Consider the following 848-nt stretch of genomic DNA (forward strand, 5'->3'; position numbering starts at 1 on the left):
CCGCAGCACGGAGATGCGATCGATCGGCGCATCCTGCAGCGTGTCCTTGAACCAGCCCGGCAGGAAACGAACCTGGTCATCCAGCAACCCGTAACGCTCGAAATTGGCCCGCACTTCGGCTTCGGGCACCCCCAGGATCCGCGCGTGACGGTGCAGTGTAATCCCTTTGTCCTGCTTGTAGTTTGCGACGTCCGGTGGCGGTACACCGGCGAACGAGTCGCACAGCCAAACACAACGCTTCTCGTCCCCGTAGGCGGCCAGCACCGCGCGCATCAAGATCGAGGCGCCGCCACGCCATACGCCACACTCGACCAGGTCGCCGGGGACGTCATCCTCCAGCACAGTCTCAACGCAATGCTGCAGGCTGGTCAGCCGTTGCATGCCGATCATCGTCAAGGCGTCCGCCGGCCAGTCGAGGCCCAGGTCACGTGCCTGCTTGTTGAACGGACGCTTGCGTACCAGCATGAAATTGCGGGTGCTGAACAAGGGGCGTCCCAAGCGGTACCAGCCCACCGGCACCAACTCGTCGTTGCCGTACCTGGTCAGGTCGCGCCGGAGCAAGTCGAGGTATGCAAACCGCGTGTCGTGATCAGTCACGGCCAAAGTTGCCCCTTAATCCGCAAGTCGATAGTCCCGGTCATGAGCCTAGACGTCCCGTCGAGGCGCTCAATGCGTTTCGCAGTCTATCCATCAACTTGGCCCGCATTGCCAACTTGGATGCCGAGTCACCGCGACAGCTCAGCGACGCGGCTCCGCTGCGGCGGGGCGCTCGCAACGTCCCGAGCGGGCGAACTTCTCCAGCAGGTCGACGGCGCGTCCGACGCTCTCGGAAGGTTTGCTCATCCGGC

Annotated in this window: 1 protein-coding gene; it reads right to left on the minus strand. The window is 63.6% G+C overall.

Annotation, left to right across the window (positions count from 1 at the left end):
- Positions 1-603: TylF/MycF/NovP-related O-methyltransferase (locus tag A5692_RS05620; RefSeq protein ID WP_068053141.1), on the minus strand; the 603-nt coding region annotated here is incomplete at its 3' end.
- Between the last annotated feature and the right edge of the window lie 245 nt (positions 604-848).

The organism is Mycobacterium sp. E342, from assembly GCF_001667665.1.
Classification (GTDB): Bacteria; Actinomycetota; Actinomycetes; order Mycobacteriales; family Mycobacteriaceae; genus Mycobacterium.